Source organism: Rodentibacter caecimuris (assembly GCF_001019715.1).
In the GTDB taxonomy this organism is placed as follows: Bacteria; Pseudomonadota; Gammaproteobacteria; order Enterobacterales; family Pasteurellaceae; genus Rodentibacter; species Rodentibacter caecimuris.
Genome location: NZ_BBXJ01000001.1, coordinates 502,325 through 529,002 on the forward strand (window position 1 = coordinate 502,325; position 26,678 = coordinate 529,002).

Genomic DNA, 26,678 nt, shown 5'->3' on the forward strand with positions numbered 1-26,678 from the left:
ATACTGCTTGCGCTATCTAAGTTTTATAATGGAATGTAATATTAACCAACAAGAGGCAATTATGAAAAACGTACTTTCCATCCAATCACACGTCGTGTATGGCTTTGCCGGCAATAAATCCGCCACCTTCCCAATGCAACTATTAGGCGTAGATGTGTGGGCATTAAATACCGTACAATTTTCCAACCATACTCAATATGGTAAATGGACAGGGATGGTTATTCCGCAAGAACAAATTCGTGAAATTGTTACCGGCTTAGATAATATCGAAAAATTACAAGAATGCGATGCATTGCTTTCCGGTTATTTAGGTTCGCCGGAACAAGTAGATCAAATTCTTTACGCCTTAGAACAAATTAAGAAACACAATCCTAATGCGCTTTATTTATGCGATCCCGTCATGCCGAATCCGGAAAAAATTTGTGTCGTGGCAAATGGCGTTCGAGAAGCACTGATTGAGAAAGCTATCCCTGTTGCGGATATTATGACGCCAAACCTTAATGAATTACGCCAACTCAGCGATTTCCCTATCAATTCTTTTGATGACGTATTAAAAGCAGTACGGGGTTTGCTGGATAAAGGCGTTAAAAAAGTGCTGGTAAAACATTTGGGTAAAGTTGGAAAAATTAATGATCCCGATACCTTTGAAATTATCATGGCAACCCCTGAAGGGATCTGGCATTTAAGCCGTCCGCTTTATCAGTTCAATTTTGAACCGGTCGGTGTGGGTGATTTAATTGCCGGTACGTTCTTAGCGAACTTACTCAACGGAAAATCGGATGTCGAAGCCTTTGAAGCGATGAATAATGAAGTTGCCGGTGTGATGAAAACCACCTTCGAACTGAATTCTTACGAATTACAAACCATTGCTGCACGCTTTGAAATTTTAAATCCGACCAGCCAATATAAAGCTGAAAAAATTGCCTGATGGATCTGTTCTCTATTTTTGAACAACAACTCAAAAAAAATCCCGCTCAAGACTACCTTATTGCCTTGAGCGGTGGTTTAGACTCTACCGCACTGCTTGCTTTATTTAAAAAATACAGCGAAAACCAACCGCACTTTAACCTTCGCGCAATCCATATCCACCATGGCTTAAGCGCTAATGCCGACAGTTGGGTTAAACACTGTCAATCTTTATGCGAGCAATTTTATATTCCGTTAGTTATCGAATATGTTCAAGTCGATCGAACCAAGGGCATTGAAGCGGGGGCTCGTGAGGCTCGTTATCAGGCTATTCGACGTCATATACTGCCGAATGAATGCTTAGCAACCGCCCACCATTTAAACGATCAAACGGAAACTTTTTTCCTTGCACTCAAACGTGGGAGTGGACTACAAGGCTTGAGCGCAATGCAGCCTCAAAGCGAATTATTCGGGATGAGCATTTTTCGCCCATTGTTGAATGTTACCCGTGAGCAATTAGAAAACTATGCACAGGCTGAAAATTTGACCTGGGTTCACGATGAAAGTAACGATGATAGCCGTTATGAGCGCAATTTTTTACGCAATAAAATTTTGCCTAAACTACGTGAACGTTGGGGACATTTTGATCAGACCGTTCAACGCTCCGCGCAACATTGTTTTGAGCAACAACAACTGATTGATGAATTACTACAAGACTGTTTTCTTGAACATTGTCAAACGCCAACGGAATTCCAACTGCACAATTTCCTTCAATATTCATACTCAAAACAAACCGCACTTTTAAGAATGTGGTTGGCTCAAAATCAATGTGAAATGCCGAGTAAACGCCAAATTGAACAGCTGATACAAGATGTGATTACGGCAAAAAAAGAGGCCAATCCGCAATTTCATTTAGGCAAAAAAGTTATCCGCCGTTATCAATCCTGTCTGTATCTTACCGATAATTTTGCCGATCTAAGCGGTATTTGTCTTGAAATGCAGGATTCTTGTCTTTCGCTTCCCGACAAGCTTGGTAAACTTTATTTGCAGCGCACAACGGAAAATTTAATTTTTTCTTGGCAACAATATTCTGTCGAGCTGCCACACACTGATTTACCGATTCAAATTCGCTTTGGTTATTCCGGAAAAATAAAACGCCATCCTAAACGCCCAAAAGAAGATATCAAAAAAATTTGGCAAGAATTACAAGTCCCACCTTGGCAACGTAACCGCATACCGTTAATTTTTTATGGCGATGAATTACAAAGTGCGGTCGGTTTTTTTCACATTTCCGGAAATATCACAAAATAGCGCAAAACGAACCGCACTTTACGCGATTTATCTGATAGAATGCTGGGACTTGTTGTTTTTTAATCTATAAATAAAGGAAGGCAAATGTTTGATTCTTTGATTGTTCAGTTCGTTGTACTTTGGGCGGTGATTGATCCTATCGGCTCAATTCCCGTTTACCTTTCAAAAACCATAGGATTCTCTCTTGAAGAACGCAGAAAAATCGCACGTAATGCAGTGATTATTTCTGCCGGAATTTTGCTTTTTTTCCTTGTAGGCGGGCAAGTTTTATTTGAAGCAATGGAAGTACCGCTTCCGGCATTCCAAATTGCCGGCGGGCTTGTGCTTTTCTTATTTGCTTTAACCATGATTTTTGGTGAAAGCAAACCGGAACAAGAAATGAAAATGAGGGCAAATATCACCGAAGTTGCCGTCTATCCCCTTGCCGTGCCTTCTATTGCCTCTCCGGGTGCGATGATGGCGATTGTACTGTTAACCGATAACCATCGTTTTAATTTTACCGAACAATTTATTACGGCTGGAATCATGTTAGCCGTATTATTAATCACTTATATCCTATTACTTGCCGCGAATCGGATTCAGCATTTTATTGGAAATTCCGGCGCAGCAATTATCAGTCGTGTAATGGGGTTAATTTTGGCAACCGTGGCGGTAAATAATGTATTAATCGGATTGAAGGACTTTTTTACTCAGGTGGCGTAAAGAATTTAAATAAAATTGATATTGGAAAAGGTTTCTGTAGTAGAAACCTTTTTCTTTTAGGGATATTAATATCGGGCTTCGCCGATGGCGACCTACTTTCTTTTACTAGTGTAAAAGAAAACACTCCCCAGTTAAATCACTGCTCTTTACTTTATTGTCATTTTCTTAACGCTAAATTTGTAAACTCGCTACGCTCAAACAATACAAATTTAGCTAAAAATGCCAAGTCGTAAAGGCGATTTATATGGGGCACTGTTTCATTCGAATATTAAAAAAGTGCGGTTGATTTTGAGATTGTTTTTCTTTAATTAACCATCACTGACAATAGAAAATTTTAGTCTGTTTGAGCAGCCTGTAGCGAGTTCAGAAAATTTCTGTTAATCCAATTTAATTGAACAAAGGAAACAAGGAAAAAGAGTCGTGCAGAAAAAAGTAAGCTACCATCGGAAAAACTCATCGTTCAAAAACTCCCTTAATATCCCCGCTGTAAACTCCTTCCGCAAATAAAATCCCAATGGCAGCGTATCTATCACTTCCCCATTTTTTCCAATCCCTTTTGTGATCGCTTTACTATTAGCGCCTTTTGGTCGTAACTGCATCACTTCCCCAATTCGGGCGGTAATTTCATCAAGCCTTCCCATGGTGATATATTCCATCAATTCCTCCCAATCTTGCTTTAATTGCTGCTCTTGTTCAGAACTAGGCTGCCATAAAATCGGTGTGCCAATATGGCGCTCACGCAACGCAATATGTCGGCTCCCTTCAATCGGGATCCAAAGTACGCAAGACAATTTATGGCGAACATGTGAATTTTCCCATTGCACACCGGAATTTTGTGTTAATGGCGCAAGGCTGACAAATGTCGTCTCTAACGGAAAACCTTGCTCATTAATCGGCAAGGTTTTAAGCTCCACCCCTAGATGGGCAAAATCCTGTTCGGCTTTACTGCCTGCAGTAGCCCCTAATGCCGTTTCTAAAAGCATACCCACCCAGCCTTTATCACGTTTTAAGTTGGGGGGAACGGGGATAGTAAGCTCATCGGCAAGTTCACCAAAAGTTAATCCGGCAATAGATTGCGCCCGTTGAAGAAGTTGCGTTAATGTTTGTGGCATCATTCGTTATATTTCTTAAAAAAACGGGGGCGGGTATATTCCGTTCCTTTATCAACGTAAGAAATTTTTTCTAGCTCCAGTAAAAAGCGTTTTGCAGCTAAGCCACCACCAAAGCCGGTTAGAGTTTTATCCTTGCCTAAAATACGATGGCACGGAATGATGATGCTAATCGGATTACTGCCAACCGCGCCGCCCACAGCACGCACCGCTTTTGGATTGTTAATCATTTTCGCCAATTCGCCATAACTCGATATTTCACCATAACCGATTTGTCGTAAAGCCTGCCAAATTGCTTGCTGGAATGGCGTTCCCTCAGCTTTCAAGGGAATATCTGAAAATGTCTCCGCTTCTCCCTTAAAATAACGATCAAAAGCCAACCGCACTTTTTGAAAAAGGGGGAGATCATTTTTTTCAACCCATTTAGGATTCGGCTCGAACTGCTCTTTTTCAAAATCAATATGCGTGATGTGTTCACCGTCAGACAAGATCAAGAGTTTTCCCACCGGAGAAGGATAATAAGTGTAGTAAAGTGCGGTCATTTTGAGCCTCGTTTTAATATAAAAAAAGCGTACCGAAGTACGCTTTATTATGCGAAATTTTTAACTAAATTAGAAACGATAATTTACGTTTAAACCGTAAAGATTAGCCGTGGATTTGCTCGTATAATTCACCGCAAAAGGAACTTTTTCTTGCTCCTCTTTAAAGGTGATTTTCTTACCTTTTAAATGAGCATAGGCAAGATCAATTGATAAATCCGGCGTCACTTTATAGGTTGCGCCTAAACTATACCAAGTCCGATCCGTATCCGGGATAGAAGCAGAATGATACGAATCTGCGGCTGTTTCATCATAGGCAATCCCGCTACGTAAAGTCAGTTTATCTGTCGCCTCATAGGAAACCCCTAAGGCAATACGGGAATTGCCACGGAAATATTCATCTTTTTGTAAAGCGGTAGTGCCATCACTATTATAGGTTGCTTTCAGCTCTTTAAAACGTTTCCAATCTGTATATTTATAGCTATAGTGGAACGCAAATTTATCCGTTACTTTATGATAACCGGAAATCTCCCAATACGCCGGTAAATCAAGATCCAATTCTGCCGTATCGGTACGATTTAACGTACGATTGAAAGCGGTATTATCTTTATAATTCACAGTAATTGGAGAATGATAAGCGACCCCTAAACGGTTACGATCATTAAATTCATAAACTAATCCGGCATTCCAACCGAATCCCCATTCATTGTCTTGTAAACGTGTCACAACATCACTGCTATCCAACACTTTCACAGGGCGACCAGCTTGAGCACTTACCTGGGCATTAATTAAATCAGCTCCAACACCAGCTGTTCGCTCTAATTTTGCCTTGGTATAAAGTGCATTAATACCTAAACCGAAACTCAAGCCCTCTGAAATACGGTAAGCACCGCTAAGATTTAAATTAATCGCCGTTAAATCTGTTTTTCCGCCAAATATACCCGCACTATAATCTGAATCAAATTCCGTTTTTAATCCAAAAGGAACGTTCATTCCTCCACCAACAGAAAATTTCTCGTTAATCGGATAAACAAAATAAGCGTTTGGAACAAAAGCCGAAGGTACAACCTTGTTTTGATTTGCATTTTTATTAGCCAACAATCTACTGACTTGTGGTGAATCTGAAGTAAATTCTCCTTTTAGATTAACCTTTGCATCAACATAAACACCGCCAAAAGAAATTTCAGGACGTTTAAATAAAGTCATCAACGCCGGGTTTGTTGCCACGACAGAAGCATTATCCGCTATCGCAGCTTCACCGGCATAGGCACGCCCCAAACCGGAGGTAGAAATTTCCGCTAACTGGAATGCTGCGGCATTTACACCACCTGCTGTAATTAACGCTATACTTGCTAATAAGGAATGATTAAATTTTTTCATTTGGAACCCTTTGTTATTCATACAAAAAATAAAATACGCGGAATTCTAAAACTCCATTGATTAGAGTGCAAATTTATTTTGTTTATTTTTATAGAGTTCCGACCAGTAGAAATTTTGATTTTAAGTGCGGTCGGTTTTCAATCGATTTCTAAAAATGCTAAAATAACGCCACTAAATTTCAAAAATAAGGACGAAATATGACTGTAAAATGTAAAGCAGAAGAATCTTTAACTTGTAGCTGTGTAGATGTCGGCACAATTATTGACGGCTCGGATTGTACCGTAAATATGGTTCAAATCTACTCTACCCAAGCTGAAGCAGAGCAAGTCCTTGCCCGTTTAACGGAAAAAGCACGTAAAACAGAAAGTGAGCCTTGCGAGATTGTGAGTGAAATATCACCGGTTGAAGATGGTGTACAATTAAGCGCAAGTTTTACCTTTAGTTGCCAAGCGGAAGCGATGATCTTTGAATTGGCTAATCGTTAAAACCCCATTAAATTTGACCGCACTTTCAAAAAGTGCGGTCTTTTTTATCTCAAAATTTTGTCGCAAACGATTGCCTAAGCTGTTACAATCCGCACTGATTTTTTCATTTAATTAATACGGGAAAACATTGTGAGCAAACCATCATTAAGTTACAAAGATGCCGGTGTGGATATTAATGCCGGGAACGAACTTGTCGAACGAATCAAACCACACGTAAAACGTACAACCCGCCCTGAAGTGATTGGCGGTTTAGGCGGATTCGGTGCATTGTGTGCCATCCCAAGTAAATACAAAGAACCTATTTTGGTTTCAGGTACGGACGGTGTCGGGACAAAATTACGCTTAGCGATTGATTTAAAAAAACACGACACTATCGGCGTGGATTTGGTGGCAATGTGCGTCAATGATTTGGTGGTACAAGGGGCTGAGCCTCTCTTTTTCTTAGATTATTATGCAACCGGAAAACTAGAAGTCGATGTAGCGGCGGATGTGGTGAAAGGTATTGCAGAAGGCTGTGTTCAATCAGGCTGTGCCTTGGTCGGCGGTGAAACAGCCGAAATGCCCGGAATGTACCATGAAGGCGATTACGATTTAGCCGGTTTCTGTGTTGGGGTAGTTGAAAAATCCGAAATTATTGATGGTCGTCAAGTACGTAGCGGTGATGCATTAATTGCTTTAGGTTCAAGCGGCCCACATTCAAACGGTTATTCTTTAATCCGTAAAGTGATTGATGTTTCCGGTGTGAATCCGGCAACCGAACAATTAGCCGGTAAACCATTAAGCGAACAAGTGCTTGCGCCGACTAAAATTTATGTAAAATCTATTTTATCTCTGATCAAACAAACGGATGTTCACGCTATCGCCCATCTTACCGGCGGCGGTTTTTGGGAGAACATTCCACGCGTCTTACCAAAAAATACTAAAGCTGTCATTGATGAAAAAAGTTGGGAATGGCAGCCGATTTTCAAATGGTTGCAAGAACAAGGTAATATTTCCACTTATGAAATGTACCGCACCTTTAACTGTGGTGTCGGTATGGTAATTGCCCTTCCACAAAATCAAGTGGAAACCGCTTTAGCGATTTTAAAACAAGCCGGTGAAAATGCTTGGCTTATTGGGCATATTGAACAGGCTGCGGACGACGAAGCGCAAGTTGTGATTCAATAATCTTCTTTCCATTTAAGGCGAATAAAAATTCGCCTTTTCTTTTATATTTAGGACACTTATGAAAAAAATTGCCGTTCTGATTTCAGGACAAGGAAGTAATCTGCAAGCTATCATTGATGCTTGTGAAAAAGGTTTTATCCCGGCCAAAATTGCATGCGTTGTTAGTAATAAAATTGAGGCTTTCGGGCTTGTACGGGCTAAAAGTGCGGTCATTCCTACAAGTGTTTTTTTGCGCCAAGATTTTATAAATAATCAGGAAATGGATCGCAAAATTGGCGATTATTTGGAAAGTTTTGACGTTGACCTGATTGTGCTTGCCGGCTATATGAAGATTCTTACGCCTGAGTTTACCCAACGCTTCCAAGGAAAAATTTTAAATATTCACCCTTCCCTACTGCCGAAATATGCGGGACTTAATACCTACCAACGTGCCTTAGAGGCGGGCGATACGGAACACGGTACAACCATTCATTTTGTTAATGAAGAAATGGACGGCGGTGCCATTATTTTGCAGGCAAAAGTTCCCATTTTCCCAAACGATACTGTGGAAGATATTGAATTACGTACAAGAGAGCAAGAATATCGTATTTACCCGATGGTGATTAAATGGTTTATTGAAGATCGCTTAAGTCTAAAAGAAGGCATTGCCTATTTAGACGGAAAACCACTACCAAAGCAAGGTTATGCCTGTGAGTAAAAAGAAAAGCGATGAATGATTTCATCGCTTTTTTGATAACTAGAGGACAATTTACAATTAGAAACGATACGCTAAACCTGCGAAGAACACAAATGGATCAAGTTTAAGTTTTACTTCGTGTTCATAGCCAGCTGTTACAGCCGGAACTTTAAATTTAGCGGTAGTTTTAATGCGGGTGTACCACATTGCCGTATTCAAATATAAACTATCGGTTAATTTAATATCAATACCCGCATTGACAACCGGAGCAAAAGAATGTTTCTTCACGTTAACATCGGTAATTAACGTATTTGTTGATTTTGCATTAAAGAAACGAGTGTAGTTTAAACCTACACCAAGGTATGGACGAGAACCAGCATCTTTATCTAAGAAATAATATTGTAAATATAGACTCGGAGGTAATTGTTTCACTTTCACTACATTACCTAAATTATCGCCAACAGCACCATTCGTTAAAGCACTTAATCCTGGCACGTTTGCTTTCACTTTGTGTGAAAATGGCGTTGCAGCTAACAATTCTAAACCGATATTATCAGTAAACATATAGGTACCGGTTAAGCCTAACTGTGCATTATCACCTACCTCTAAATTAACCGGCACTGCAGTTTTAGTAGTAGATTCAGAATTTGCTGACACAAACACGCCACCGGCACGTAAAATCACATCCCCGGCTTGGTGAGCATTTGCTACACCGGCAAATAATGCGGCGGTTAAACCTAATGCTAGTGCTGTTTTTTTCATATTGAACTCCTTAAGTATAATGTTTAATTCATAACCATAAAAAGACTATGGCTATTTGCGGTTTGTAATATACTCCATATTGAGTATCAATTCTGTGATCTAATTCAAGGTTTTAAACATTTAATAAAATTATTTAGGTGAAATCAGTACAATTTTCAGCCTAAAAACTTAAAATCACAAAATTTATTCCCTATCAAGGGGTAGAATTTTTATATAGATAAATGGCAGAACCCTATAAACAAGGTATAATTGCCTCACTTTTGACAAAGAGAAAATTGAATGAAAATTAACTTTACGCAGGTTTTACAAGATAGCTGGAATTTTTTCCGTAATCAGCAAAAAATAATGCTTCAACTTGTATTAATCCTATTTATGATACAAGTTTTAAGCATATTATTAAGCCCATCGATTAATTCTCAAGAAGCCTTGGTCGATACCAATACTTTTGATATGGCAAATATAGATGTCATTGGCTTTTTAACATCCTTTTCTATCGCACAATTAGCAACCACTTTTTTGAGTGCGTGGGGATTGCTGACAATTCATAAAATCAGCCAACAAAATTACCGCACTTTAGGGCAAACATTCAGTACAACTCTTTCACGTTTTATCGGTGTTGTGATCTTAGAACTTATTGTTGTTATTCCTATATTTCTTGGCTTATTTGAAATCGGTGCGGCAGTACTCACTAAAACCTCTCCCTCAATAATTTCGCTTGTAGCGGTTATTTTCGGTATTTGGTTCTTTATACGTGTAAATTTATCGACTACCCACTACTTAACGACACAAGACGGTATCGGACAAAGTCTGCAAAAAATTTGGCTACAAGGGCGAACGCAAAAAAGCGCATTGTTTATTTACTCCCTACTAGTGTATTTTGTTGTACCGACATTAGTTTTTCAGCTCACCACCCTATCTAACAATATGATTTTTATACTGATCGTAAGCGGCTTTGCCTCATTATTAAATATCCTAATGCTGGTGGTAACCTATCGTTTTTACAGCTTATTTATGAAGGAGTCATAAGTGAAACAACTACTTGAATTTATTCCGCTAATCTTATTTTTTATCACTTATAAACTGAGCGGCGTACGCGATGCGGCAATCGTCTTAGTGGTGGCGACCATCTTACAAATGGTGATCTTAAAATGGAAATACGGCGCCATTGAAAAACAACAAAAAATCATGGCAAGTGCGGTTGTTTTTTTCGGACTTTTAACCGCTTATTTCAATGAGTTACGTTATTTGCAATGGAAAGTCACTATTGTAAATGCGCTTTTTGCCATCATATTGCTTGTGGCACAATTTCAATTCAAAATACCTTTAGTGAAAAAATTACTCGGTAAAGAAATTAAGTTACCGGAGCAGGCTTGGAATAAACTCAATCTCGGCTGGGCAATTTTCTTTATCATTTGTATGTTGGTGAATATTTATATTAGCCGCAATATGTCGGAAGAAGCCTGGGTTGATTTTAAATCTTTCGGCTTAATTGGAATGACGATCATTGCCACGCTGATTTCCGCGGCTTACATTTATAAATATTTACCAAAAGACGAACAAAATAACCATAAAGATGGAGAGAATTAATGTCCTCAAATTTTATTGATAAAGATGGTCGCCAATCGAAAGGCGTATTACTACTCCGCACCCTTGCTATGCCTTCCGACACCAATGCAAACGGAGATATCTTCGGTGGCTGGATTATGTCGCAAATGGATATGGGCGGTGCAATTTTAGCTAAAGAAATTGCTCACGGACGGGTTGTTACCGTTGCCGTAGAAAGAATGAATTTCATCAAACCTATTGCAGTGGGTGATGTGGTATGCTGCTACGGTCAATGCCTAAAAATCGGGCGCTCTTCTATTCAAATTAAAGTTGAAGTCTGGGTGAAAAAAGTTGCCAGTGAACCTATCGGTGAACGCTACTGCGTAACCGATGCTGTATTTACCTTTGTCGCAGTAGATAGCAACGGTAAATCACGTAGTATTCCACGCGAAGGCAACCATGAACTGGAAAAAGCCCTCGCCTCCATTCAAGAATATGAAAACCAACAAACTAAAAATATTTAAAGGAGAAAACCATGTATTACGTTATTTTTGCTCAAGATATTCCCGGCACGCTTGAAAAACGCCTTGCCGTTCGAGAACAACACTTAGCCCGTTTAAAACAGTTACAAGCCGAAGATCGTTTGCTTACTGCCGGCCCAAATCCGGCTATTGATGACGAAAATCCCGGCGATGCGGGATTCAGCGGTTCTACCGTCATAGCAAAATTTGACAGCCTGCTCGCTGCAAAAGACTGGGCTGCACAAGATCCTTATGTAGCAGCAGGGGTTTATGGTGAAGTGACGGTGAAACCGTTCAAAAAAGTGTTCTAAGGGAACTAATATATGAAAAAGCGAATCTAAGAATTCGCTTTTTTTGTTAATTAAACCGTATAAATTTGAACATCAATACCGTAAAGCTAACGCCACCTAACAAGGCATAAATTCTCATTTTACAGGAATGGTATGAAAAAACTCCCCCTTATTTCGCTTGCAATTTTAACCGCACTTTCTCAATCCATCAGAGCGAATACAAATACCGATAAATTCGCAAACACACCAACCGTTAATCTCGCGGAAGAACAGTTGAAATGGCAGCAAAGCCAACACCATGCCGAGTTAAAACAGCGAAAGCAGCGGGCAACGTTCTTACAACTTGAGAATCTATTGAAAAGTGCGGTAAAAAATAACCGTGTTTTTGAAAACCGAGCTGTTTTTCTATCATTACTCCATTTTTTGGAAGGCTATCCGTTGCAAGCCGATGCTTGGTTTGCCTATTTTGACAGCCAAATAAAATTGGTTACTCGTGATACACCTTCAACTGAACTGATGGCATTAAAAAAAGATATTGAGGATTATATCTCTAAACATCCCCAACATTTTCTCCGTTCCCGTTTAGAACAAAGTATTCTTACCTTGCTAAATAACAGTGGCTCCGAGTACCTAGCGGATTATGCCAAAAAGATCAAACCAAATGGTTTAGCAATGCAAATTGCCACATTAAACATGGAATATCAGCTCGCTCAAAAACCATCAGCGTCCAATAAAAATCAACCCACTCAAGAAACGGATATTTTGAACCGCTTTGAAATATTCTGGCTCAATAATGGCGAACTTACGAACGATTCCGAGCTATGGAAAAAATGGTATTCCAAAGGTGGCAGAACAACAGACAAAATTTATCAAAAAGCGCAAAACTTATTCACAAAAAATGATGTGAAAGGCTTAGTATTACTGGCGGGAGAATTAGAGAACTCTAATAATATAAAAGAAGATCCAACAATCCTGATCAAACTAAAAGTTTATGCTGATTTACTAAAAAATCCGGCAAATTTAAAAACACTTGCGGATACATTACCTGATGACAAGAATGGCAAAATCCGAGACCAATTTGCCGTCATACAAGGGTTTTCACGTTATTTACGTACGCTCCCCGAAAATATGGATAATCCTGATTTTGCCCCTTATTTACAATGGGCGAAAAATTGGCAACTAAGCGACACGCAAATTCGTGATTGGAAAATCGCGTTTATCAGCCGTTTTTTTGATAATGAAACCCCTCATTTTCAGCAATGGCGTGATGCTGAGATCTTAGCATTAAATGCCGATAATCTGATTGAACGCCGACTCCGTATGGCAATTTGGCAGAAAACCGATCTTATGCCTTGGCTAAATGCGCTTTCGAAAGAAGGCAAGGAAAAACAAGAATGGCGTTATTGGCTCGCAAAAAGTGATCCACAAAAAACACAAGAAATTTTAACCGCACTTGCCAAAGAACGTGGTTTTTATCCAATGTTAGCCAAAGCCATGCTTAACCCTCAAAATCGTGGTGCGGACTATCGCATTGAATTGCCTCAAACCACATTAAATGAGAAAGCAACACTTGCTCTTATAAAGCATCACCGTGCCGCACTAGAGGAAATTGCCGAACTGCGACAATTAGATCGTCTAGGTGCAGCTAAACAGCGTTGGCGTTTTTTACTTGAGCATATTTCCGCCGAGTCAAAACAAGCGAAACAAATTGCTTTGAGTGAATATTCTAATCGGCAAGGTTGGTTTGATTTAGGTGTGGACGGATCAATTATTGCGAAAGCTTGGAATCATATTTCCTTACGCCTGCCAAACGCTTACCAAAGCTATTTTGATATTGCTTTAATGCCCCAATCAGTCAAAGTTAATAACTCTATAAGTAAAACCTTTGCAATGGCAATAGCTCGTCAGGAAAGTGCTTGGAATCCAATGGCGCAATCTTCCGCCAATGCACGCGGATTAATGCAACTTTTACCAAGTACCGCCAAAGCAACCGCCGATAACAATCAATTACCTTATCAAACGGAAAAGGATTTATTCAAACCGTTCAATAATATTTTGCTCGGTACGGCACATTTAAATGAACTGAATATGAAATACCCGAATAATCGTATTCTCATTGCCGCCGCATACAATGCCGGAGCAAATAGGGTGGAAAAATGGCTGTCAAGGGCAGGAGGAAAATTAGCGATGGATGAATTTATCGCCTCAATTCCATTTTTTGAAACCCGTGGTTATGTGCAAAATGTGTTAGCCTATGATTTTTACTACCAACTGCTACAACATAAAGAAAATCCACAAACCTTTAGCCAGGAAGAGTTTGATCGGCTATACTAAGCGCACTAGTTTAATAGTATAGGATGAGATTCATGTATATCAGTCGCAATTTAGATCAATGGAACGCTTTTCTTGCCATGCTACAAACCGCTTTTGAACAAGGTAAAGCACAAGATTTTTTAACCTTACTTCTCACCGCTGACGAACGTGATGCGGTGGGCTTACGCCTACAAATTGTTTCACAGCTCTTAGATAAAAGTTTATCTCAACGTGAAATTCAGCAAAATCTGAATACCAGTGCCGCCACCATTACACGCGGTTCAAATATGATCAAAACGATGGATCCGGATTTTATGGAATGGATGAAACAACATCTTGATAGCGTTGAAAAAAACTAAGCAACTTTTAACCGCACTTTTACGGTTATTCAGCCCTAAATGGTGGAAGAAAAATTGGCAACGTATTACAATCTGGCTTTTTTTCGCTGTTTTTGTTTTTATCCTTCTTTTTCGTTTTGTTCCCGTACCTTGTTCTTCTTATATGATTCAACAGCAAGTCGGACATTGGCTACAAGGCGATTTCTATTATCGGGCAACGTCAAGTTGGGTAAATATTGAGAAAATTTCGCCCCATATGCAACTTGCAGTGATTGCAGCGGAAGATCAAAAATTTCCCTCTCACTACGGTTTCGATTTCACTGCAATTCAAAAAGCCTTCAAATATAACGAGAAATCGACACGTAAAGTCCGTGGCGCCTCGACCATTTCTCAACAAACGGCTAAAAATTTGATGCTTTGGCATGGACAAAGTTGGTTCCGTAAAGGATTGGAAGTTCCCGCCACTATGTTATTAGAACTGAGTTGGTCAAAAAAACGGATTTTAGAGGTGTATTTAAATATTGCAGAATTTGGTGATGGAATCTTTGGTGTTGAAGCAGCAAGTCGTTTTTATTTTAATAAATCAGCTAAAAATCTAACGCAATCCGAGGCGGCATTACTGGCAGCAGTTTTGCCAAACCCCATTATTTATAAAGTCAAAAAACCGAGTGCATTGGTACGTAAAAAACAGCAATGGATTATCAAACAAATGAGAAATCTAGGGATAAATTATTTAAAACAATTAGATTAGAAGATAAAAGTGCGGTCGAAATTGACCGCACTTTTTAATAGTAGATTAAGCTTTTACGTTCGCACGTTTTACCATAACAAAAGATAGGCTAAATGCTACGATAAAGGAAATTGCCATACCAACGCTATACATAGCCAAACTATCCGGTTTAATAGACGGCACACCTAAGAACCCCGCCGCCCCTAATGCAATGGCTTTCACGTTGAAGAATGCGATAAAAGCACTTGCCAAGCCAGAACCAATCATTGCAGCAAAGAAAGCCTGACGATAACGTAAGTTCACACCAAACATTGCCGGTTCCGTAATTCCTAATAATGCGGAAATCCCTGATGGTACGGCTAAACCACGCACTTTTGGATCTTTTAATGCCAATGCTACCCCTAAACATGCCGCCCCTTGCGCAATATTTGACATCGCGGCAATTGGGAAGATAAATGTACCGCCTGTGCGGACAACCTCTGCCAATAACTGGGTTTCCACCGCAATAAAGGTTTGATGCATACCGGTAATCACGATTGGCGCATAGAAAGTACCGAAAATTGCCCCGCCCACAAAGCCAAGCGTATCATATAGCCAAGTTAAACCCGTTGAAATTAATGAACCCGCTTCACGACCAATCGGCCCAATGACAGTGAATGCCAAGCAACCGGCAATAAAAAGCGAGCATAATGGTGTGACAAGATTATCCAGATAAGAAGGCACAAATTTACGGAGTGTTTTTTCTAACGTCGCTAATACCCAAGCAGAAATAATAGTTGGGATCACGGTTCCTTGGTAGCCGACTTTCTCAATTGCAAGCCCAAATATATTCCAATACTGAATCTTATCTTCCATTAAGATTTTTGCATAATTCCAACCATCAGCCAACGCCGGATGAACTAAAAGCATCCCTAAAGCCGCCCCTAAGAACGGATTGCCACCAAACTTTCGGGTTGCCGAGAAACCAAGTAATACCGGCAAAAACACAAATGGCGCGTTAGCAATCGTATTGATGAAATCAACTAAATCAGACACTTTAGGATATTTACTGACGACTGAATGCCCTTCCCAAAAGAAACCGACAGAGGTTAGCATGGAGTGGATCCCCATCAATAAACCGCCCGCCACAATTGCCGGAATAATTGGTACGAAAATATCCGCCAAACCTTTCACCAAACGTTGTAATAAACTTTGGTTACCAGCTGCAACCTCCGCCACTTCCGCTTTACTGACATCACCAATACCTAGTTGTTTGGTAAGCTCTGTATGGACTTTATTCACAGTACCGGAGCCGAAGATAATTTGATATTGACCGGCAACAGAAAACTGTCCTTTCACCCCCTCAATATTGTCAATACCTTCTTTGTCAACTTTGCTTTCATCATTTAAAACGATACGTAAGCGCGTCGCACAATGTGCCGCCGTGGCGATATTACTTTTACCACCTAGCTTTTCTATCACTTGTTCAGCGATTTTGGGGAAGTTCATAGATTTCTCCTAATTAGTTAAAAAATAAAACTGACAAATTCTGACTAAATTAACTAACGTAAAAAAGCCTTTCGAGTGATTACGAAAGACTTTGAAAAGTATTTTGGTGCCTGGGCGAGACTTGATATAAGCCATAAGACATTAATATTAAAAGACTTATTTTTGCACACACGAATCTGTGTTACAAAACGTGTTACTATATTTTAAACCCAGACTAAAATTACCTAATCGTGTATCGGATTTTACCATTTTTTTGCTTAATAGTTTATTTTTTTATAAAAAGGTGTTCACCTGTTCACTTTTAACTATTTTTCTATAAAAACTCTTTATTTATTATATATTTATATTAGTGAATACCTTTTATTATAGTGTTCACTAGGTATTCACTACTATTCACTAATATAAAATTTCAAATAATCTATAAAAAATCCTTTTTTCTTTTACTCGCCTGATTAAAAAACAATCAATTAAATTTAGCTTACCTATCGTATCTTTTCGTAGCTAATCTATTGAAATTTAAGCTATTTACTTTAGTTTTCAGGTGATTATATTGTTCTATGGGCTTTTTATAAGCCGTCTTAATTAAGGCTACCCAAAAGGACAGATTATGATTATCCACGATCAGATTAGAACTGAAGTTATCAGTGTTTTAACACCCTTATTAAAAAATAAAATCAGCCGTTTCTTTAATGGTCGATTGGTTGCATTAAACGCAACAGAACAATGTCCGGCATTATCTATCTATTTAGAAGATATTGGCGCTCAAGAAGTATCAATGTGTGATGGTGAATTTGATGCACTTTTGAATGTTGCTATCTACTTGAAACCGAATAGTGGAGAAGGCGAATTAGACGATATTGCGGAAACGGTTCGCCTTGCTATCCGTAATAATGAATTCAACTTTTTAAATGATACTTCTTTAAAAGGTTATCGTTATGATTATGACGAAGAGCAAGCAACATGGATTAGTGCGACTGTTCAATTTGCCGTTTCTTATGATGATTAAGGATTAGAAAATTATGTTTAAAAAACTTTTAGAATTACGCCAACAAAAGGCAGCTAAAGTCGCAGAAATGCGCGCTATGCTTGAAAAAGCAGAAAAAGAAAACCGCTCTTTAGATGAAACCGAAACGGCAAACTTTGAAGCGGTAAAAGGTGAAATTAATCAATTAACTGATGAAATCACCCGTTATGAAACCGTAGCAGATGAAGAACGCAATCTTGCCGGCAATGTAAATCCGGTAGAACAGCGCAGCGCAAAACAATTCTCAAATGATGAATTGCGCCATTACATTAAAACAGGTGAACTACGTAACCTTACCACGGCCAATGGAGAAGATGGCGGCTATTCCGTGATCCCTCAATTAGACAAAGAAGTCATGAAACGCTTAACCGATGATAGCGTAATGCGCCAAATTTGTAATGTGGTGCGTTTGCCTATTGGTGCGAAAGAATACAAAAAATTAGTCTCCGCCGGTGGCGCAGTAGTGGAACATGGTGAGGAAGGTGTTGCGCGTAATGGTACGGCAACGCCAAAACTTCATGAAGTCACCATTGCATTAAATTCTATCTATGCTTATCCGAAAACCACACAAGAGATTTTGGACTTCTCAAGCATTGATGTTTTAGGTTGGCTAACTGATGAAATTTCAGAAACTTTCACCGAAACCGAAGAAGTGGATTTAACTTCCGGTGATGGATCTAAAAAATCAAAAGGTTTACTGACTTATGAGCGCACAACCGAAAACGACAAAGTGCGCGCCTTTGGTAAATTACAGAAATTAGAGGTTGCCGGCGCAGATAAAATCACGGCAGACACACTAATTGACTTGTTCTATACCCTTCATAGTAAATACCGTAAAAATGCCGTTTGGGTGATGTCTTCTACTATTGCTGCTGCATTGCAGAAACTCAAAAATAAAAACGGTGATTTTATTTGGCGTGATGGTTTAACTGTTGGTGCACCTTCTACCCTTTTGGGTCGCCCTGTTTATTTCCTCGAAACGATTCCAGCGGGTGGTGCAAATGAAGCCGTGTTAGCTTTCGGTGATTTTAAACGCGGTTATTTCATTGTCGATCATGAAACAGGCGTAAGAACCCGACCGGATAATTTAACCAAGCCGGGCTTTTATAAGGTCCACACCGATAAATATTTAGGTGGTGGCGTGGTTGATTCTAATGCTATCAAATTGATTGAAACCACAGCATAAACCACAAGGGGCGAAGAAAGCCCCTTTTTTGCTTAATAGGTCATGTATGAGTAAAGAATTTGAGATCCGTTCTTCCACACTTTCAACGGATAAAGAAAATCAAAAATTAGTCGGTTATGTGGTTCGGTGGAATAGCCCCTCGGAAGTCCTATATTGCGATTTTGTCGAGCAATTTAGCCCGAATGCCTTTACAGAGAGTTTAAGCAGTAGCGATGATGTGAGAGCGTTATTTGAACACGATCACACGAAACTATTAGGACGCACCAGTGCGGGAACATTGAAACTTGAAGAAGATTCTATTGGTTTGCGTTTTGAACTTACCCCACCTGAAACTACGCTCGGAAAAGATTTATTAATTAGCGTAGAACGTGGTGATATTCGAGGAATGTCTTTCGGTTTTTGGGCCAAAGAAGAAAAATGGAATTTTGACACCGAACCTTGTCAACGCACGGTAAGCAAAGCTGAACTATTTGAGATCACCGTAACAAGCATTCCGGCATATCCGGAAAGTAGCGTAGAAATTGCTAAGCGCTCGATGGTGGCCGCCAAAGAAAAAACACAATCAAAACCGACCGCACTTTTTAAACAATGGCTTGATGTGGTGGGGGCTTAATATGTGGAATCCATTTAAACGAAAAGAACAACGTAGTGCGCCCATTGCTATTGATGAACTTCTCTCTTACTTAGGCGTATCTAATACCGGTGCAGGTGAATTTGTCAGCCCACAAACAGCCGAAGCCTTGCCGGCAGTGATGAATGCGGTCACGGTGATTGCCAAAGCGGTCGCGTCTATGCCTTGTTATTTGTATCGATTAAAGGACGATGGCCGAGAACGAATTTATAAACATCCGGTAGATTATTTATTAAATGAAATGCCGAATCGTAGCCAAACCCCGTATCAGTTCAAATATACCACGATGCGCCATTGTCTTTTAACTGGCAATGCTTATGCGGTGATTGGGTGGGATAGCAAGGGCGAACCAATCAGCTTAATTCCTTATCCGCCAAGTTCGGTTAATATTTATCGTAAAGTCGGTGGTGAATATATTTATCAAATCATTGATTTAGACGGTAAGACCACAAACTATTTACAAGATGAAATCTTGCATTTGCGCCATTCTTCCCTTGATGGATTTATGGGACGTTCGCCGGTAACAATTTGTCGTGAAACAGTGGGATTAGGATTAGCCCAACAGAAACACGGATCAGCCATTATGAAAAACGGATTGATGGCTAGCGGTTTAATTACAACAAAAGAGTGGCTAGACGAGGCGAAAGCGCAGAAAGCAATCAAAGCACTTGAACGTTACAAAGGCGCAAGGAATGCGGGGAAAACACCCGTTCTTGAAGGCTCAATGGAATATAAACAATTAGGTATGACAAACCAAGATGCGGAATGGTTACAAAGCCGCACGTTTACTATTTCCGATATTGCTCGAATTTACAACATCAGCCCAATTTTTCTTCAAGATTATTCAAACAGTAGCTATGCCAATTTCAGTGAAGCAAGCCGGGCGTTTTTATCTCAAACTTTGCGTCCGTGGCTCACTAACTTTGAACAGCAATTAAAGGACGCGTTGATGATTGATTTAATGGTCAATTCTTCAAAACGTTATTTGATTGAGTTTGACACAAGCGATCTTTTACGAACAAGTCAAAGCGAACGATTCAATAGTTATGACGTAGCAATTAAAGCGGGAGTGATGTCGCCGAATGAAGTGCGCAGACGTGAAGGCTTGCCACCTTATAACGGTGGAGATGAATTTAGCCAAGCATGGAAACAAACTGTAGAAGTTAAGCGCGGTGATGGTGGGAATCAGAAAACAGGGGTAAACGATGGCGAGAATAATTAGAGCCGGTATTTACAACAAGGTGATCACTATTCAAAAACGTAACTACAAAAAGGAACGAGAGAACAATACTTACGGCGCATCAACACCCATTTGGAAAGACGTTGCAGAAGTGCGGGCAAGTATTGAACCATTACAAGGGCGAGAATATTTTAGCGGCCCATTCCAAATGGGTGAGAACATTATAAGAATCCGCATTCGTTATCAAGAAGGAATAACAAATAAAATGCGGGTTAAGTATGGTAAACGTCTATTTGATATTTATTCGGTTATTGATAGCAGAGAATCACACAGAGAACTGCAATTAATGTGTAAGGAAGGTGAAGCCTATGGCGAACATTGATCTTGATGAAATCAAAGCGCATTTAAACATCGATCACGATTATGATGATTCATTGCTTGAAGGTTATAAATCCGCAGCCCTTGAGGTTGCACAACGCCATATCGGGAAAACCTTTGCCGATGATGAAACGGATAAAACAATCCCTTTCTATGATTCTATTAAGATTGGTTGCTTAATGTATATTGCCTATCTCTATGCAAACCGTGAAGCAGTAACCGATACAGCTAACCTTGCACCCGCACCCATGGCGATTAGTGCATTATGGGAAGTCTATAGAGAACCTTGCGCGTATTAAGGTGAATCTATGCCATATCAACCGTTAAGACGTTGTTCCTTTCCCGGTTGTCGTAACCGGGTGAAAAGCGGGCGATGTGATGAACATCAACAGAAGAAACAAGATAACCGATTGCCGGCAAGTCAGCGCGGTTACGATCATAAATGGACGAAATACTGCACACAATATCTAAAGCATAACCCGCTTTGTGTAATGTGTTTAGAGAAAGGAATCTACACACCAGCAACTGTAATAGACCATATTAAACCCGTAGAGAACGGGCAGGCTGATCCGTTGTTTTGGGTGCAATCTAATCATCAAGCCTTATGTCGTGATTGCCACAGTTATAAGACAAGAGTGATAGATAAGCGTGGTTATGGTGCGAAGAAGTAAATCAATCGTGGTTATATGGTAACGGTTGAACTATTCGTATAACACGAACACCTTATCATACAGGCAGCTAAGGAATGGTTATTATCACCATACCTTTAAAACAATCAGATAGACCGGGTGGGGGGAGTTTTGGAAAGAAAATCCGCCTTGCTAAGAACCGCCCCCCCAACTCAATTTTTACGCACGGCAATTTTTTTGAAAATATAGTAGCCGATCCAATTTTGGATCGGTCTCCTCAAATTTGAGGATAAACAACGAAACCAAAAATGGATTGGTTAAAGGTGAACGCAAAATTGCGTCGACCAAAAGAATCACAAGGAATATCAATGACACGAAAAAAGATACCCAAAGCCCCCGATTATTTAGACGATATAGCTAAATCACAATGGAAAGCGCATATCAAACAACTGATTGAACGGGGAGATATTCAAGACGCTGATTTAATCCACCTTGAAATGTACTGTACAAACTATTCTCTTTATCGGGCCGAAGTAAAAGACTTATCCGAACGAGGGTTTAGTATTACCAACTCACAAGGCACGGAAGCACGTAATCCGGCACTTACCGCCAAAGCAGACGCTGAAAAAATAATGATAAAAATGTCCGCACTTTTAGGCTTTGATCCGGTTAGTCGCCGTAAAACCCCAATAGATACCGAAGAAAAAGACGAGTTAGACGAACTATGAAAGCGTGGGAAATGTACGCACAGCAGGTTAAAAGCGGTGAAATTATCGCTTGCAAACGCATAAGACAAGCCGTGAACCGTTACTTTCTAGACTTAGAAAACCCGAATTTCTACTTTGATAATGCCATTGTGGAACGGTTTATTAAGTTCTCCCGGTTATGCCCGCACGTTAAAGGACCACTGCGAGGAAAGCCAATCGAGCTTTCAGACTGGCAAATCTTCCTGTTTGCGAATCTACTAGGCTTTAAATACAAAGACACGGAATTGCGTAAATATCGTTCCGCTTATGTACAAGTTGCCCGCAAAAACGCAAAATCAACCGTGGCCGCTGTGCTTGCCAACTGGTTTTTATTAATGGAAAACGGACAACAGGATATTTACACCGCCGCCGTCAGCCGAGACAAAGCCCGAATTGTCTTTGATGATGCCCGTCAAATGTGCTTATTATCCAAACCGTTAAAAAAGCGGATCAGCATTTTGCAACACAAGATGATCAATCCCAAATCAAACAGCTTAATGCGACCATTGGCGGCTAAATCAAGCACCATTGAGGGAACAAATCCTAGCCTTGCCATTCATTTACACCCGGATAACAGCGTTTATAGCGCCTTAGAATTAGGTCAAGGCGCACGCCCCGAAGGGCTTTTATTTGCTATCACCACGGCAGGAAGTAACACCATTTCCGCCTGTAAACAACATTATGATTATTGCTGCCAAATCTTAGAGGGAAACGAACAAAACGACAGTATTTTCATCATGATTTTTGAATTGGACGAAGAAAGCGAAATAGATAACCCGGAAAACTGGATAAAAGCCAATCCGAATATTGGCAAATCCATTCCTTACCTTGATTTTGAGAACACCATTAAAAAAGCCCGTGGCATTCCGTCTGAATGGGTAGAAATGCTCACTAAACGCTTTAATGTCTGGTGTCAGGGAACAACACCATGGCTAGGCGAAGGAAATTGGGCACAATGTACTAGAGACTACACCGAAAGCGATTTACTGCATCAGGATTGCTATTTAGGGTTGGATTTATCCAGTACGAACGACTTAACCAGCCTTTGCTACACCTTCCCACAAGGGAAAAAAGTGCGGTTACTTACGCGCCACTATATCCCCGAATTTCAGCTTGAGAACGTGGCAAATAAAAACCGGGCCATATATCAAAACTCGGTGCGAAATGGTTGGCTTATTGCTACAGAGGGTGACTGTATCGACTATAACAAAATCCGAGATGATATTTTAAAAGATGCCGAAAACTTCAATATCAAAATGATTGGCTTTGATGTATGGAACGCCACCCACCTTAGGACCCAATTACAAGCGGCTGGGCTTGAGGTTGAACCATTCCCACAAACCTATCAACGCTTTAGCCCAGTGGCAAAAAGTACGGAAGTGCTGATTAATCGCCAAGTGATAGAACACAACGGCGATCCGGTGCTTGAATGGGCATTATCAAACGTAGTGATGGAAACAGACGCAAACGCAAACATTAAGCCAAACAAGAAGAAGGCAGCGAATAAAATCGATCCGGCAGTGGCTTTCTTGATGTCATTCGGAACCTATCAACTTGAATATGGTGATCTGATTTTTGAGTTATCAGAAGAACACAAACAAGCACTAGAGAATTTCAACGGACTAGACTTATGAACATAGAGTTACTAAATACGCTCGCTTATGCATTAGTGCTTTATTCTCTTTTTTATTATTGGAGTAAATAAAATGGCAGCAAAAATAGAAGGTTTAAAAGAACTTGAGCGAAATATTAAACGCTATGTAAAAGATACACAGAAAGCGGTAAAACCATCAATTAGAAAAGCCCTAAATGCCGGTGCAAAATCGCTTAAGAAATCAATTAAACCTAAAGTACCGGTTATTAGTAAAAGTACCGATTTTCGCCAAAAAGGCACAATAAAAAACAATGTTCGCCATAAAACAAAAGTCGCCAAACACGGATTAAGCGGAATTACAACGATCAAAGTTATACGTCCTAAAGGTCAAAGAATGGCGAAAGTAGGAGAAAATACCAAAGATAGACGAGATCCATTTTACTGGTGGATGGTGGAATATGGCACGGTTAAAATGAAAGGTCGTCATTATATGGAAAAAGGCGCGCAAACCGGCAAAACTGAAGCGCTGAGAATAACGGAAGAAACCTTTAAAAAAGAACTTAAAGAAAGAATGCCAAAATGAACAAAAGCCCGTAATCACTACGGGCTTTTTTGTTTAACCCCAAAAGGAAAAACATGAAATCACCAAAACGATAAGACAACCGAACTTGATTTGTCGCCAATATGCGCTATCAAAGGTTTTCAATCGGGCGGTTTACTCTTTCAAGCTCACCGCCAACTAAAGAACTATGCAAATATGCCTAAATACATAGTGCCAATATTATACAACGCCCAATCATTGAGATAAATAGCCGTAGCTTATAGGGGTTTAACGATTAAAGATTGAACTAATACAATGAATGATATGTAATCATAATTGACTACAGATCATTCTTAATATTAGAATACCCAAATAAAATATGAACTAACTGCCTGTTTAGTAATCTAAAACGATGACCAGAAAAAATTCTAAAAAAAATTCAAGTACACAACCTAGATACGGGTATGGTGTAGGTGATAATCTTACACATATTGCCGTTACTGCTTTGACCAATGCTCCAGCTGTGGCATTTAGTTTTTTTATTATATATAGTACAATTTACTTAAGCGATGAAAAAAGAGAGTCAATCTTAAGCACCATTTTTGAGAAAGACTCAGCTCCAATATGGCCCTATGTAGTAATAGTTATTATGGCGATAATTTGGTTTATTCACGTAAAGCTCATTCGCCAATTACATAGTAGTAATATGAGAGCTGCAGGATTAGAAAAATCTAAATTGCAAAGTAAGCTAGCCGGAAAGAATTTAGGCAGTAGTGACGATTAATAAACTAAAGGTGAATATATGTTAACGATCCATATATTAGTAACATACTTACTTATAGATTTTATTTATAGAAAAATTATTTTACCTTCTATTCGACAACAATATAGAGATAGACTCTTTCAAATACGAGATAAAATTAGAATTAGAATAATTGAAGGTAATTTAAACAAAACTGATTTAAACGCTGCAAATTTGATGAATTCTAGATTAAATAGTTTTATTAATAGGTTACATATTTTGAATATGAGTAACCAAATTAGAACGCAAGTATTTATGAAGAACAATCCTGAAATAGCAAAAAAAATAGATATTGAGGTAAAAAAAGAGTTTGATTTACTAATAAACTGTTCTACCATTGAAATCAAAGAAAGTTTTATAGATATGATGGATATATTACAAAAAGTTTCTTTATATAATAATTTAATTACATTCTTAACTTGGCTACCTATAGTTTTATTGTATTTATTATATAGACTTTTAGCAAATTCTATAAAAGATCTAATATATGAAATTAGAATATCCAATGCAAATATAGAGAAATTAGATGAGAAATATGTCAATCTAACATAAGCTAGTTAAAACCACCTATTATAGGTGGTTTTATTTATTCTTGGCTAGAAAAAATAAATAGCTATAAGAATAATTTTAACGCACCTAGGCTGATCCCCGAAAGCAAGACACCTTATCTTGTTGGTGCGTTCCTATCATAAGGGAAAATGCGAAAGGGGCATGTATGGATAAAATGTTATCTATTGTTTTAAATGGCGTAAATAAAATACAAAAAATAACATCTGAATATGGGCTTACAGAAAAGGATTTTAATAAATCATTAGAAAAATGCATTAATATGTTTAGTGAATTTGGACTAGATGAGGATGATATACTTGATGACTTATTAAATAATGAAATAGATATATCAGACACAAAGGAGAATGCCCTGTATTTTATAAATATTTTAGAAAAACTATTTTTAAATTTTATCTATAATAAAAATAAGTTAATAGGAAATAATTTAACAAGCGAGCATAAAGATATAGATAGAAAATATTTATTAGGGTTAAAAATGATAACCTCATCTATAAAGAAAGATATAAATGAGATTTTAATTTGCGCCAAAGTTTCACCAAAAGTTCAAAACCATATCAGAGGAAAAGCACCTAAACGCAAAAAACAATCCCAAATTGAAGCCGAACAGCTTGCTAAAGATATATGGGAGAAAGATTCGAGTATCACTCAAGAAAATATGGCTTATCAACTCAAAGATAAGTTAGAGCTGAAACAAAGTATCCAAACAATCATCCGCTGGATTAAACCTTTTCAGCCGAAAAAATAAAAATTTACCAATGATCATAAGTTGCTTTTGTATGTTGAAAAGCAACTTATATATGTTCAAAAGCAGCTTTTATACGTTGAAAAGCTGCTTATCCGTTTTTCAACCTTCCAAAAATCCCTTCTAATACCACCCGTAACGTTACACAACCTCACAAATATTTAACTAACGGAAGGTATCTTATGAACAGACCTCAAACCCAACCTAAAAAATTAATCAGCAAAGCAGATGTATTACATTTAGTTTCTTTTGGTGGAACTAAATTAAACGAATTAGTTAAAGCCAAACAATTCCCACAGCCGATCCGCTTTTCACAAAACTTTATCCGGTGGGATTTAGAAGAAGTGAATAACTGGATTGAAGAACAAAAAGCGGCTCGAGTTTAAGGAGGGA

At 39.0% G+C, this 26,678-nt stretch carries 32 protein-coding genes; 27 read left to right on the top strand and 5 right to left on the bottom strand.

The genetic code is table 11. The features are described from left to right. Window positions 1–61 precede the first annotated feature (61 nt). The 3 genes from pdxY to PNEUHYL_RS02310 all read left to right on the top strand — a co-directional run bounded on the left by pdxY (window position 62) and on the right by PNEUHYL_RS02310 (window position 2,919). Window positions 62–928 (top strand): pyridoxal kinase, encoded by an 867-nt coding sequence (pdxY, locus tag PNEUHYL_RS02300; protein WP_059368799.1) that lies wholly within the window; start codon window positions 62–64, stop codon window positions 926–928. Then, complete coding sequence (gene tilS, locus PNEUHYL_RS02305) at window positions 928–2,217, top strand: tRNA lysidine(34) synthetase TilS (protein WP_059365668.1); 1,290 nt, start codon at window positions 928–930, stop codon at window positions 2,215–2,217. The genes pdxY and tilS overlap by 1 nt, the downstream gene beginning before the upstream one ends. A gap of 84 nt (window positions 2,218–2,301) precedes the next feature. Then, window positions 2,302–2,919 (top strand): MarC family protein, encoded by a 618-nt coding sequence (locus PNEUHYL_RS02310; RefSeq protein WP_059365669.1) that lies wholly within the window; start codon window positions 2,302–2,304, stop codon window positions 2,917–2,919. A 437-nt stretch (window positions 2,920–3,356) separates the two neighbouring features. Here the strand turns inward: PNEUHYL_RS02310 and mutH are convergent, their stop codons facing one another. From mutH to PNEUHYL_RS02325, 3 genes are all read right to left on the bottom strand, one after another. Further along, window positions 3,357–4,034: a DNA mismatch repair endonuclease MutH gene (mutH, locus tag PNEUHYL_RS02315; protein WP_059365670.1), complete on the bottom strand. Its 678-nt coding sequence runs from the start codon at window positions 4,032–4,034 to the stop codon at window positions 3,357–3,359. Next, window positions 4,031–4,570, bottom strand: coding sequence for a methylated-DNA--[protein]-cysteine S-methyltransferase (locus tag PNEUHYL_RS02320; protein ID WP_059365671.1), 540 nt, complete (start codon window positions 4,568–4,570; stop codon window positions 4,031–4,033). Before PNEUHYL_RS02320 ends, mutH begins: the two co-directional genes overlap by 4 nt. A 69-nt stretch (window positions 4,571–4,639) precedes the next feature. Next, window positions 4,640–5,947 (bottom strand): outer membrane protein transport protein, encoded by a 1,308-nt coding sequence (locus tag PNEUHYL_RS02325; protein WP_059368800.1) that lies wholly within the window; start codon window positions 5,945–5,947, stop codon window positions 4,640–4,642. Window positions 5,948–6,144: 197 nt separating this feature from the next. Between PNEUHYL_RS02325 and PNEUHYL_RS02330 the strand changes: the two genes are divergently transcribed. The 3 genes from PNEUHYL_RS02330 (at window position 6,145) to purN (ending at window position 8,296) form a co-directional block, all read left to right on the top strand. Beyond that, window positions 6,145–6,432, top strand: a complete 288-nt coding sequence (locus PNEUHYL_RS02330) for a YfcZ/YiiS family protein (protein ID WP_059365672.1) — start codon at window positions 6,145–6,147, stop codon at window positions 6,430–6,432. A 129-nt stretch (window positions 6,433–6,561) separates the two neighbouring features. Continuing rightward, the gene (purM, locus tag PNEUHYL_RS02335) at window positions 6,562–7,599 is read left to right on the top strand and encodes a phosphoribosylformylglycinamidine cyclo-ligase (protein ID WP_059365673.1); all 1,038 of its coding nucleotides are present in this window, start codon (window positions 6,562–6,564) and stop codon (window positions 7,597–7,599) included. 58 nt (window positions 7,600–7,657) lie between these two features. After that, entirely contained in the window at window positions 7,658–8,296 is a 639-nt protein-coding gene (purN, locus tag PNEUHYL_RS02340; RefSeq protein WP_059365674.1) for a phosphoribosylglycinamide formyltransferase, read from the top strand. Between the two features lie 57 nt (window positions 8,297–8,353). Here the strand turns inward: purN and PNEUHYL_RS02345 are convergent, their stop codons facing one another. Continuing rightward, window positions 8,354–9,037: an OmpW/AlkL family protein gene (locus PNEUHYL_RS02345; RefSeq protein WP_059365675.1), complete on the bottom strand. Its 684-nt coding sequence runs from the start codon at window positions 9,035–9,037 to the stop codon at window positions 8,354–8,356. A 279-nt stretch (window positions 9,038–9,316) separates the two neighbouring features. On the opposite strand from PNEUHYL_RS02345, the gene PNEUHYL_RS02350 reads away from it, so the two are divergent. The 7 genes from PNEUHYL_RS02350 to mtgA all read left to right on the top strand — a co-directional run bounded on the left by PNEUHYL_RS02350 (window position 9,317) and on the right by mtgA (window position 14,795). Further along, window positions 9,317–10,063, top strand: coding sequence for a hypothetical protein (locus tag PNEUHYL_RS02350; protein WP_059365676.1), 747 nt, complete (start codon window positions 9,317–9,319; stop codon window positions 10,061–10,063). Beyond that, window positions 10,064–10,624, top strand: a complete 561-nt coding sequence (locus PNEUHYL_RS02355; protein ID WP_059365677.1) for a septation protein A — start codon at window positions 10,064–10,066, stop codon at window positions 10,622–10,624. Next, window positions 10,624–11,106 (top strand): acyl-CoA thioester hydrolase YciA, encoded by a 483-nt coding sequence (gene yciA / locus PNEUHYL_RS02360; RefSeq protein ID WP_059365678.1) that lies wholly within the window; start codon window positions 10,624–10,626, stop codon window positions 11,104–11,106. The genes PNEUHYL_RS02355 and yciA overlap by 1 nt, the downstream gene beginning before the upstream one ends. Before the next feature lie 11 nt (window positions 11,107–11,117). After that, window positions 11,118–11,414 (top strand): YciI family protein, encoded by a 297-nt coding sequence (locus PNEUHYL_RS02365; RefSeq protein WP_059365679.1) that lies wholly within the window; start codon window positions 11,118–11,120, stop codon window positions 11,412–11,414. Window positions 11,415–11,546: 132 nt separating this feature from the next. Further along, window positions 11,547–13,727, top strand: a complete 2,181-nt coding sequence (locus PNEUHYL_RS02370) for a transglycosylase SLT domain-containing protein (RefSeq protein WP_059365680.1) — start codon at window positions 11,547–11,549, stop codon at window positions 13,725–13,727. Window positions 13,728–13,759: 32 nt separating this feature from the next. Further along, entirely contained in the window at window positions 13,760–14,065 is a 306-nt protein-coding gene (gene trpR / locus PNEUHYL_RS02375; protein WP_059365681.1) for a trp operon repressor, read from the top strand. Continuing rightward, window positions 14,052–14,795, top strand: coding sequence for a monofunctional biosynthetic peptidoglycan transglycosylase (mtgA, locus tag PNEUHYL_RS02380; RefSeq protein WP_059365682.1), 744 nt, complete (start codon window positions 14,052–14,054; stop codon window positions 14,793–14,795). The genes trpR and mtgA overlap by 14 nt, the downstream gene beginning before the upstream one ends. 45 nt (window positions 14,796–14,840) lie before the next feature. Here the strand turns inward: mtgA and PNEUHYL_RS02385 are convergent, their stop codons facing one another. Then, a complete protein-coding gene (locus PNEUHYL_RS02385) occupies window positions 14,841–16,262 on the bottom strand; it encodes a sucrose-specific PTS transporter subunit IIBC (protein ID WP_059365683.1) in 1,422 nt (473 codons plus the stop codon). A gap of 607 nt (window positions 16,263–16,869) precedes the next feature. Here PNEUHYL_RS02385 and gpU point away from each other — a divergent pair. From gpU to PNEUHYL_RS02455, 14 genes are all read left to right on the top strand, one after another. Beyond that, entirely contained in the window at window positions 16,870–17,268 is a 399-nt protein-coding gene (gpU, locus tag PNEUHYL_RS02390; RefSeq protein ID WP_059365684.1) for a phage tail terminator protein, read from the top strand. A 13-nt stretch (window positions 17,269–17,281) separates the two neighbouring features. Beyond that, window positions 17,282–18,472, top strand: coding sequence for a phage major capsid protein (locus PNEUHYL_RS02395; RefSeq protein WP_059365685.1), 1,191 nt, complete (start codon window positions 17,282–17,284; stop codon window positions 18,470–18,472). 46 nt (window positions 18,473–18,518) lie between these two features. Continuing rightward, a complete protein-coding gene (locus tag PNEUHYL_RS02400) occupies window positions 18,519–19,085 on the top strand; it encodes an HK97 family phage prohead protease (protein WP_059365686.1) in 567 nt (188 codons plus the stop codon). Window position 19,086: 1 nt separating this feature from the next. After that, the gene (locus PNEUHYL_RS02405) at window positions 19,087–20,325 is read left to right on the top strand and encodes a phage portal protein (protein ID WP_059365687.1); all 1,239 of its coding nucleotides are present in this window, start codon (window positions 19,087–19,089) and stop codon (window positions 20,323–20,325) included. After that, window positions 20,309–20,665, top strand: coding sequence for a phage head closure protein (locus tag PNEUHYL_RS02410; RefSeq protein WP_059365688.1), 357 nt, complete (start codon window positions 20,309–20,311; stop codon window positions 20,663–20,665). The genes PNEUHYL_RS02405 and PNEUHYL_RS02410 overlap by 17 nt, the downstream gene beginning before the upstream one ends. Continuing rightward, on the top strand, window positions 20,652–20,960 hold the full coding sequence (locus tag PNEUHYL_RS02415; protein ID WP_059365689.1) for a head-tail connector protein: 309 nt from the start codon (window positions 20,652–20,654) through the stop codon (window positions 20,958–20,960). Before PNEUHYL_RS02410 ends, PNEUHYL_RS02415 begins: the two co-directional genes overlap by 14 nt. Window positions 20,961–20,969: 9 nt before the next feature. Next, window positions 20,970–21,332 carry an HNH endonuclease signature motif containing protein gene (locus PNEUHYL_RS02420; protein ID WP_059365690.1) on the top strand — a complete coding sequence of 121 codons (363 nt, stop codon included), beginning with the start codon at window positions 20,970–20,972 and terminating at the stop codon, window positions 21,330–21,332. Between the two features lie 326 nt (window positions 21,333–21,658). Then, entirely contained in the window at window positions 21,659–22,018 is a 360-nt protein-coding gene (locus PNEUHYL_RS02425) for a phage terminase small subunit P27 family (protein WP_059368801.1), read from the top strand. Further along, entirely contained in the window at window positions 22,015–23,670 is a 1,656-nt protein-coding gene (locus tag PNEUHYL_RS02430) for a terminase large subunit (RefSeq protein ID WP_059365691.1), read from the top strand. The genes PNEUHYL_RS02425 and PNEUHYL_RS02430 overlap by 4 nt, the downstream gene beginning before the upstream one ends. 72 nt (window positions 23,671–23,742) lie before the next feature. Continuing rightward, the gene (locus PNEUHYL_RS02435) at window positions 23,743–24,213 is read left to right on the top strand and encodes an HK97-gp10 family putative phage morphogenesis protein (RefSeq protein ID WP_059365692.1); all 471 of its coding nucleotides are present in this window, start codon (window positions 23,743–23,745) and stop codon (window positions 24,211–24,213) included. A 370-nt stretch (window positions 24,214–24,583) separates the two neighbouring features. Next, complete coding sequence (locus PNEUHYL_RS02440; RefSeq protein ID WP_059365693.1) at window positions 24,584–24,955, top strand: hypothetical protein; 372 nt, start codon at window positions 24,584–24,586, stop codon at window positions 24,953–24,955. An 18-nt stretch (window positions 24,956–24,973) separates the two neighbouring features. After that, window positions 24,974–25,525 (top strand): hypothetical protein, encoded by a 552-nt coding sequence (locus PNEUHYL_RS02445; protein WP_059365694.1) that lies wholly within the window; start codon window positions 24,974–24,976, stop codon window positions 25,523–25,525. 163 nt (window positions 25,526–25,688) lie between these two features. Beyond that, window positions 25,689–26,288 carry a hypothetical protein gene (locus PNEUHYL_RS02450; protein WP_059365695.1) on the top strand — a complete coding sequence of 200 codons (600 nt, stop codon included), beginning with the start codon at window positions 25,689–25,691 and terminating at the stop codon, window positions 26,286–26,288. Window positions 26,289–26,467: 179 nt separating this feature from the next. Next, a complete protein-coding gene (locus tag PNEUHYL_RS02455) occupies window positions 26,468–26,671 on the top strand; it encodes a helix-turn-helix transcriptional regulator (protein ID WP_059365696.1) in 204 nt (67 codons plus the stop codon). Window positions 26,672–26,678 lie beyond the last annotated feature (7 nt).